General features: G+C 67.1%; 7 protein-coding genes. 4 read left to right on the plus strand and 3 right to left on the minus strand.

The annotated features are described in order from the left end of the window. Nucleotides 1–109 precede the first annotated feature (109 nt). Nucleotides 110–2,158, minus strand: coding sequence for an acyl-CoA dehydrogenase family protein (locus tag Q1K70_RS01915; protein WP_300154977.1), 2,049 nt, complete (start codon nt 2,156–2,158; stop codon nt 110–112). A 231-nt stretch (nt 2,159–2,389) separates the two neighbouring features. On the opposite strand from Q1K70_RS01915, the gene Q1K70_RS01920 reads away from it, so the two are divergent. The 3 genes from Q1K70_RS01920 to Q1K70_RS01930 all read left to right on the plus strand — a co-directional run bounded on the left by Q1K70_RS01920 (nt 2,390) and on the right by Q1K70_RS01930 (nt 4,336). Next, the gene (locus Q1K70_RS01920) at nt 2,390–3,502 is read left to right on the plus strand and encodes a FapA family protein (protein WP_300154980.1); all 1,113 of its coding nucleotides are present in this window, start codon (nt 2,390–2,392) and stop codon (nt 3,500–3,502) included. Nucleotides 3,503–3,617: 115 nt separating this feature from the next. Then, the gene (locus tag Q1K70_RS01925) at nt 3,618–3,860 is read left to right on the plus strand and encodes a hypothetical protein (protein WP_300154983.1); all 243 of its coding nucleotides are present in this window, start codon (nt 3,618–3,620) and stop codon (nt 3,858–3,860) included. 140 nt (nt 3,861–4,000) lie between these two features. Then, on the plus strand, nt 4,001–4,336 hold the full coding sequence (locus Q1K70_RS01930; protein ID WP_300154986.1) for a helix-turn-helix transcriptional regulator: 336 nt from the start codon (nt 4,001–4,003) through the stop codon (nt 4,334–4,336). 43 nt (nt 4,337–4,379) lie between these two features. Here Q1K70_RS01930 and Q1K70_RS01935 read toward each other — a convergent pair whose 3' ends face one another. Continuing rightward, nucleotides 4,380–4,907 carry a cyclic nucleotide-binding domain-containing protein gene (locus Q1K70_RS01935; RefSeq protein WP_300154989.1) on the minus strand — a complete coding sequence of 176 codons (528 nt, stop codon included), beginning with the start codon at nt 4,905–4,907 and terminating at the stop codon, nt 4,380–4,382. Next, the gene (locus Q1K70_RS01940; RefSeq protein ID WP_300154991.1) at nt 4,908–6,107 is read right to left on the minus strand and encodes a potassium channel family protein; all 1,200 of its coding nucleotides are present in this window, start codon (nt 6,105–6,107) and stop codon (nt 4,908–4,910) included. Between the two features lie 254 nt (nt 6,108–6,361). Between Q1K70_RS01940 and Q1K70_RS01945 the strand changes: the two genes are divergently transcribed. Beyond that, a complete protein-coding gene (locus tag Q1K70_RS01945) occupies nt 6,362–8,569 on the plus strand; it encodes a C13 family peptidase (RefSeq protein WP_300154994.1) in 2,208 nt (735 codons plus the stop codon). Nucleotides 8,570–8,730 lie beyond the last annotated feature (161 nt).

The raw sequence follows: 8,730 nt of genomic DNA on the forward strand, positions 1-8,730 counted from the left end.
GCTGGCCGCGAAGCGGACGGCCGACGACCCGGCTTCACCCCCCGGCAAGGGGGTCCGGGGGGGATAATCCCCCCCGGCGGGGTTCGGGGCAGCGCCCCGATCTTATGCCTTACATCGGGTAATCGAGCGCCTCCGGGATCATCACTTGCGTGATGGCCTGGCCGGCACGTTCGCGGGCCGCGCCGACGCCGGCAAGCGAAGCGTCCACGGCGGCGCGTAGCGCGCCGAAGGCGGCCAGGTCCGCGCCCTCGGGGGCGTAGCCGAAAACGAGGTTCGCGCACGCGCGCGCCGCCTCGCCCGCGGCCTTGGCGGCCTGGAGCTTGGAGAGGTCGCTGAAGAAGGACAGGTAGCCGGGAAGACCCTCGGCCACGACCGGGTTTTCCGGCCCCTTGGCGGCCAGTTCCAGGATGTCGCAGACGAAGGCGCGGCTGGCCAGCAGCGGACAGAGCGCGTCGGCCAGGGGGAAGGTCACGGCTTGCCGGTTGCCGTGGTAGAGCTTCTTGCCGTCCGCGTCCTTGCCGGCCGAGAGGATGTCCAGGGCGGCCTTCCACAGGCGCAGCCCGGCGGCGACCGTGGCCGCGCCGGTTTCCGGGTTGGAAGCGGCCACGCGCTCCATCTCGGCGGCGTAGTTGTCGCAGTACACGGCGAAGACGTCGCTGGCCATGGTGACGGAGAGCTGGCGGCGCTGCACGCACTCGGGGCCTTCGTAGGTGGCTTCGAGCTGGGAGTCGTTCCACTTGTGGAACAGGAACCCGGGGCAGTCTTCGGTGATGCCGTAGCCGCCCATCATGGCCACGGCCTCGCGCATGACGGTCGCGCCGTGGCCGGTGTTCCAGAGCTTGCAGGCCGGGCAGAGCACGCCGGCCTCGGCCTCCAGCGCCTGGTACTTGACCACCGCGTCGGCGTCGAGTGCGGCGAAGCGGGCGGCGTCGCGGGTTTCCTCGGGAGAAAACAGCAGGTTCACGTATTCCACGGACTGGGGCAGGACCTTTTTGAGCGCCGTGAGTTGGGCGCGCATGCCCGAGACGCCGGCGGCGGCCAGGGCCGCGTCCTTGGCCTTTTCCGTGGGGTCGAGGCTATCGAACAGCCGCGCCGTGGCGAAGCCCATGGACGCGCCGGCCTCGCCGGCGGCCCAGACTTCGGCCAGGCGGATGGGGGCGTCCTGCTTCTGCTGGAGCCCCAGCTCGTACTTGGGCGTGCCCTCGGCGCAGGCGTCGCCGCCACGGAAGCGGCCGCGCTGGTAGCGGATGACCGGCTCCACGGCGGAGAGCAGCTTGGCCGTGGTCATGAGCGCCACCGGCACCCGGGTGCGGTGGAACACGGCGGCGATGATCTCGGAGTGGGAGTAGTTGGGCACGATGCAGCCGTCTTTCACCGTGTAGCCGCCGATGATGCGGCTGGCCGGCACCTTCATGCTGAAGACCGGGTCGCGGGTGGAGGACAGCTGGTGGACCATCTTGAGGGTGGGCGCGCCGCGGTCGAACAGGCCCGGGTCGGTCTCTTCCAGAATGACCATGCACGAGGACTTGATGCGCGGGTCGGCGGTGTCCACGGCGGCGGTGGCGAAGTTGGCGAAGTCCATGCCGGTGATGAAACGGCCGCGCTTGTCCACCTGGAGCATGGGCTCCTGGCCTTCCTCCCAGGAGTCGATGCGCACCTTGCCGACGAGCACGCCGGTGTCCACGCCGACGTAGGGCAGGGGCTCGGTCAGGGCGAAGGCCCCGCGCCAGGGCTCCTTGTCCGGGGCCGGGGCGCACAGGCTCATGTAGTGGTCGCGTTGTTCGGTGGTGCCGCGCTCGTGGATGGGCGACAGGGCCAGGTTGCTGGCCAGGGAGCAGGTGGCCGCGCCGGCGTCCACCCAGGACAGCTCGAAAGCGACCAGGGCCAGGGCCATGTTCTTCGGGCCCTCGATGAAGCCGCCCTGATGCGGATCGAGGAACACGGCGGTGATGCCGGATTCGTCGAAGGCGGCCAGAAGCTGTTTTTTCTGCTCGGTCCATTCGTGGGAGTGGCGCGCGCCCTCGGCCACCAGGCGGGCGACCAGCCCCCGGGCCACGGCGCGGGTGGATTGGACGGCCATCTGGAGGTCGAAGCGGTCCGCGAAACGCCACATGATTTGCCGGACGTCGTCGCCCGGAAGGGTGCGGAGAGTTTCCATAGGTTTCGCCTAATTGGTGGTTTGGGCGCGCCATTGCGCCGGATGGATGACCTGGGAAAAGTATGGAAGGTTAAAATATTCATTCCCGGGCGTCAATCGGGCCGGGCCTCGAAGACGACCCGACGCCCCGCACCCCAGGGCCCACGGGGCTTGTGCAAACCCAAGGGGTTGGGTACGGAAAAGATGAAGGGAAACTAACTCGCAGGCTGCCCGGAAACCCGGCGGAACCCCATGCCGTACTTTCTCAGACACCATTTCGATCCGGACTACGAACGCCGCCGGCTGCGCCCCAAAAGCCGCGAGGACGGGTCGGTGGACCAGTACGACCTGGGCTATGCCCAGAATGTGGTGGCCGGCCAGTTGCTGGCCGAGTGGGTGGAGTTCTCCTCCGGCGAGACGCCCGAGCCGGGCAGCGTGGTTTCCGAGGACCTGGCCTTTCCCCACGGCGAGGGCTGCCGCGTGGACCCCGCCGATCCCAGGCGGCTGCTTGCCGCCGTCAACGGCCACGTCTCCTGCGTGGACGGTTCGATCCTGGTGCGCGAGACCCTTTCCGTGGGGCGCGACATCGATTTCCACACCGGCAACATCGTGGCCGTGGGCGACGTGCTCGTCGGCGGCGGCGTGCGTTCGGGCTTTCTGGTCATGGGCCGCAACATCACCGTGCGGGGCACGGTGGAGGGGGCCAAGCTGCGGGCCATGGGCGGCGTCGTCTGCCAGGCCGGCATCCAGGGCGGCGGCCGGGCCACGCTGCGGGCCGGCAAGAGCATCCGCACCCGGTACTGTGAGAACGCCGTGCTGCACGCCGGCCAGAACATCCTGGTCGACGGCGCGAGCATGCACTGCCGGCTGTTCGCCGGGGAGAAGCTCGCGGTCAAGGGGCGTCTGGCCGGGGGCGAGGCCTACTGCGGCGAGGCGGTCTACGTGGGCGAGCAACTCGGCGGCGGCAGCCAGAGCCAGACGCGGCTGCTTCTCGGCTACGACCCCGAGCGCATCCACCAGGACCAGCACCTCAAGGCGCGGGTGCGCGAACTGCTCATGGAGGTGGCCGCCTGCCGGGACGAGGTGGCCCGCGGCGGCGAGCGGTGCGACGCCTGCGGCCTGGAGCTGCCGCGCCTGGAACGGCTGCTCGATTCCTGCCAGTCCCAGCTGGCGCGGCTGTGGTCGCATCCGGCGGCCATGCGGCGCTTTTCCACCTGTCGGGTGATCGTGCCGGGCATGGTCGGAGCCAACGTGGAGATCGGCATCGGCGAGGCCGTGCTGGCCGTGCCCGAGGGCGTGCGCGACGTGGTCTTCCGCTACGTCGAGGGCGAGATCGTCATGGAGCACCCGGCGCTGCGGAAATAAAGCCCACGAAGCCGACAAGCGCGAGGCCGCCCAAAATTACGAAAGGTGTGGAACGAACTTGACTATGCCAAAAAATGGTATACAAATGGTTATGCCGGTCGGGTGAAGGGGAACGATGGGCACCAAACCCGTACAGACGGCCAAGGCCAACTGGGTTGTCGAACAAAACGCCAGGGCACGAAAAGGGGAGGAAGGACTGCCGGAAAAATGGAAACTCATCATCAGAGCGCTTAAACGTTCGCTGGGAAAAACAGGCAAAGCCGCTGGTTTTGAAAACTTCGGGCCTTTGAGGCAGCTTGGAAACGACGTGTTCCATTGCCACCTCAACACGGGAAAGCCCAGGTATGTGGCGGTCTGAAAAGTGGACAAGCAATCAAGAGTCATTACGATCATCTACATCGGAACGCATGCGAATGCTCCCTACTGATTGATCCAGCATCGAAATCTATGCAAACGATTTGAACCTATTTGCACGTATATTTATGACTGGAGATTCTCATGGAGACCAGGATTGACGACGTAAAAACCGTTCCCCTTTGCTTTCGTGTCCCTGTGGAGAAAAAGGACGCCGTCGTTTCCGCATTGAAGGAATATGGGGCTGTCCTCGAAGAGGACGAAGGGCTCGAAACGATCGACATCGACGAAATCCCGGCCGGCGAAGCATTGAAGGGCTTTCGTCTCCACAAGGGCTGGACCCAGATTCAACTCGCGGAAAAGACTGGCATTTCCCAACGGCACATCTCCCAGATGGAACGCGGCAGGCTGCCCATCGGGAAAATCAGGGCAAAAAGGTTCGCAGAGGTCTTCAACGCCGATTACCGCGTCTTCCTGTGACGACAAAAGGGGGTTGCTCCCCTTTTGTCGTCATCAAGCCAACCTAGCCCCTCCCCTGCCCCCGGCGGCTCAGGACCAGGGCCAGGGCCGTGGTCAGCTTCACGATCTCGTTGTTGTTCTTGCGAACGACCCTGGCCAGGCGCTTGGCCAGGGCCGTGACCAGCTTGACGCCGATGTCCGGCCGGTCGGCCAGGAAGGCGAAGAAACGGTCGCGGTCGATGCGCAGGAAACGGCAGTCCGTGAGGCAGGTGACGCTGGCCGAGCGGATGTCGTGGTCGAGCAGCGCCATCTCGCCGAAAAAGGGACTCTGGGCGTCGGACAGGTCGGCCAGCGTCTTGCCGCCGGCCTCGGCCTCCAGGGCCGGCACGGCGATCCCCTTTTGCACCATGGCCTTGCGAACCCGCACCTTGCCCGAAATCAGAATGAACATGTCGTCCCCGGACGCTCCCTCGGCAATGACGTCTCGGCCGGCGGGAAGCGCCACCTCGTCGAAGGAAGGCCGTACGGCGGCGAGCTCCTCGGGCGAAAGCCCGGCGAAAAGCTCGGCCCTGGCCCAGGATGCCTCGCCCATCTACGCCCCCCCGTCCCCGGCCGCGGCCCGGCCGGCCCCGTCCCTGGCCTCGCCGCCTCGGCGCAGCACGATCAGCCCGTCATAGTCCGCAAGGTTCAGGCCGTCGCCGGGATTGACCACCACGCGCGGGCCTTCGCTGCCGATGCGGCCGTCCTGGCCGTAGGCCGCGAACAGCTCGGCGATGAACCGGTCCAGGGCCGAATCCGCGTCGAGCAGTTCCCGTATGTCGATGTCGCGGCGCAGCCGGAAGACCGCCACCGGCATCTCCCCGCCGGCCTCGAGGGACCGGGCCACGAGCTTGGAAAAGGGCAAGGCCTTTTCCTCGGCCGAAAGGGTCCGGGCCGTCATGGCCCGCCCGCCGACGCCGCCGAGCAGCCGCTCCAGGAAATGCCACAGGGCCGGATGCTCGCCCATGGCCCCCAGCGCCCGGCCGGCCAGCTCGCCGCGCACCACGGTCACGTCCACCCCGGCCCGGCTTAAGGGCTTGCGGCTGGCTTCCAGCAGGGCCTCGGCGCAAAGCCGCACCTTGGGGGCCAGGCCCCGGAAGGTCAGGGCGGTCAGCAGCGTCTGCTGGTCGGCATCCTCCGGGGAAAGGTCGTCCTGGGACAGGATGTAGGCGGAACGAGCCGTTTCCGGCGAGGCCCGGCCAAGGGTCGGCTCGTGGGCCGGGTTGCCCCGGCAAAAGCCCAGCCGGTCGCCGAGGTCGAGGTCCGCGGCCATTTCCTCGAACGCTTCCGGCGTGACGGGCGCGACCAGCACCACGGCCGGCCCCCGCTTGTCCGGAGCGGCCGCGGCAAGGGCGCGCAAGAGCTCCGGAGCCTGGGCGTTGACGCCGAGCACGAGGCAGTGATCGGAGGTCTTCACTGGCAATAGCCCCTGACGTTTGCGGTTCTTGCGTTCGATGAGCACCGAGGCGAGGCTGCCGGTCAGCGTGGCCATGACTCCCACGCCCGTGGCCATGATGGCCATGGCCACCAGCCGGCCGGCCACGGTGGTCGGCACGATGTCGCCGTAGCCCACGGTGGACAGCGTGACCATGGCCCACCACAGGGCGTCGAAGAAACTCTTGTCGGCCTCGCCCTGGAATTCAAGAAAATAGAAGGCGGCCGAGGCGGCCAGGAGGATGACCAGCACCAGGGCCAGGGAAGTGGCCAGGGTGGAGGCGAGGAGCCTGCGCCACAGCGCGGCCGGCGCGTTCACGGGCGGCTCCCCGCGACGCGCGACATGACGTCCTTCACGGCGTATGTCGTATCCTCAAAATGGGCCATGTTCCGAACGTTGCGGACAACACCGTTGAATAATTACTTTATCCTTAAAAATACTGCCGTATTTGCAAGGATGCGGCACTGGCGATCGGAGACTTCGGGCCTCTTGAGCGCGCATGCAGGGTCTTGTATAGTCTAATCGCCTCTCCGTCGATCACCCCCTGGTCAAGTTTTCCACAGGAGCGCCCCATGCGGTTCGGACGCCTTCTCCTCGCCACGGTCCTGCTGGCTGCGGCTCTTTTCCTTTGCCCGCAAGCCCGGGCGGCGGACATCGACACCTACGCCAAGGCCTACGACCGGCTGCTGGCCCAGGACGCCCGGGCCGGCGGCGACGGGGCCAGCGTCTCGGGCGACGAGACCCTGCGCCAGGGAAGCGTCGGCCTGACCCTGGACGGCCGCGAGACGGTGCTCGGCCAGGGGCCGGGCTGGGTGTTCGGCCTGGCGCTGCCCCTCGGCGGCGGCAAGACGATCTACCGGGTCGCCCTGGTGGTCCAGGACGGGACGACGGTCTTCCGGGACGTCCAGTCCCTGCCGTCCGGGTTGACGCCGGTGGCGTCCAAGGGCGAAACGACGGCCGCCGCCGTGGACAGCCAGGCGGCGGCCCTGGCCGCCCTGACCGACCGGCTGCTCGGCCACAGCCTGCAAGGCCGGCGGGTCTACGTGGCCAACGAGGCTGTCGCGGACACGGCCGTGGTGGCCCTGTGGCGCGGCGAGGTCAGGCTTTCCGACGGCCCGGGCTGGCTCTTCTTCGTGGACGACCGGCCCAAGGCCAACTGGGAGCACCCCTGCCGCTACGTCCTGGTGGCGAAAACCGGCGAGATCACGGTCGCGCCCGCGACCATGCCGCCCAAGGACCTGTCGCCCTTCACGGAACTGACCTTCTGGCCCACTCCCGGCTCCATCTCCAGGGCCGCCGCCCTGGAAACGTCCGAGGCCACGCCCACGGCCCTCGCCGCCACCGACGCCAGCCACCGCTACGCCGTCATCATCTCCGGGGGGGCCAACCCGTCCAACAACCACACGCGCTACTGGAAGGACTGCTCGTATTTCTTCAAGACGCTCAAGGCCAACGGCTTCCTGCAGGACAACATCTACGTGCTCGTAAGCGACGGCCAGGACCCGGCCGTGGACCAATCCGACAACACGAGCTCCGTTTGGGACCTCAACAACGACAGCATAGACGATATCCGCTACAGTGCCACCAAGGCCAACATCACGGCCGTGTTCAACGAGCTGGCCGGCAAGATGACCAGCCAGGACATCCTCTACCTCTTCACCACGGACCACGGCGGCAACAACAGCAGCACCAACCCCGCGCCCTACTCCAACACGGACGTGGTCCTGTGGCTGTGGAACGATACGTCCATCACCAACGCGGAATTCGCGGCCGAGATGAACAAGGTCACGGCCAAGGCCATCGTGGGCATCTTCGAGCAGTGCTATTCCGGGGGGTTCGTGGAGGCGCTCAAGGCCCCCAACCGGGTGCTCATGTCCGCCTCCCGCTGGTGGGAGCTGTCCTACGCCGCGGCTTCGGCCTCCCTCGATTACGACGAATTCTCCTACTACGCGACCCAGGCCCTGGCCGACCCGACCAAGGGCGACTCCAACGGCGACGGCATCGTGACCATGGAGGAGGCCTTCCTCTACGCCCTGGCCCAGGATTCCTACCAGGCGGAAACCCTGTCCGGCGGCGACAACGACGGAGAACACCCGAGCTACTACAGCGACCCCTGGGACCTCGGGCGCAAGCTCGCCCTGACCGGCTGGCACACCGAGGCCAAAACGCCCGCCTACGGCGGCTACGCCCAATACGAGACGCGGGATGCCTTTCCCAGCGGCGGCACGGCCCAGGGCTGGCAGGGCACGGACCAGTCGTGGGCGCTTTCCCTGCCCTTCGCCTTTCCCTGGGGCGGCGCGAGCTACACCACGGTCAACGTCGGCAGCAACGGCATGCTGTCCTTCGGCACGGCGATGACCAACGGGCTCAACACGGTGGAGGGCCTCAAGGCGGCCGTGGCCCTGGCCCCGTACTGGGACCGGCTGACCACGACGGCCTCGGGCGACGACATTTCCGTCAGGCAGGACGCCGACAGCGTGACCGTGATCTGGAAGGCCCACACCTGGATCGACGACCGGCCCGTGAACGCGGCGGTGCGGCTGTCCAGGAACGGAACCGTGCGGTTCCACTACGGCACGGGCAACCGGAACACCTCGCGCACGACCTACCGCGACAAGACCATCGGCGTCTCCCTGGGCGACGCGGCGAACGGGAAGTATCTGCTGGCTGTGCGCAACGGCGCGGCGGACCTGGGCGGCGCCAAGGCCCTGGCCATCCAGCCCGCGACCATGGCTCCGCCGAACGCCGCCCAGCCCTGGATCAGCCTGCTTCTCCAGTAGCCTTTTCCCCCTGCGAGGGGTAAATATCGATACGTTGGACAGCTGCCAGATATACGCAAGATCCGGCTTCACGGTTTCAGCGATGTTTTTTGCGATCCTGTAGTTCATCCTCCCCAGGATGGCGTTCTTCAGCTGGGCCGCCCTTTTCGCAAGGCCTCCAG

It is taken from the genome of Solidesulfovibrio sp., from assembly GCF_029978005.1.
Classification (GTDB): Bacteria; Desulfobacterota; Desulfovibrionia; order Desulfovibrionales; family Desulfovibrionaceae; genus Solidesulfovibrio.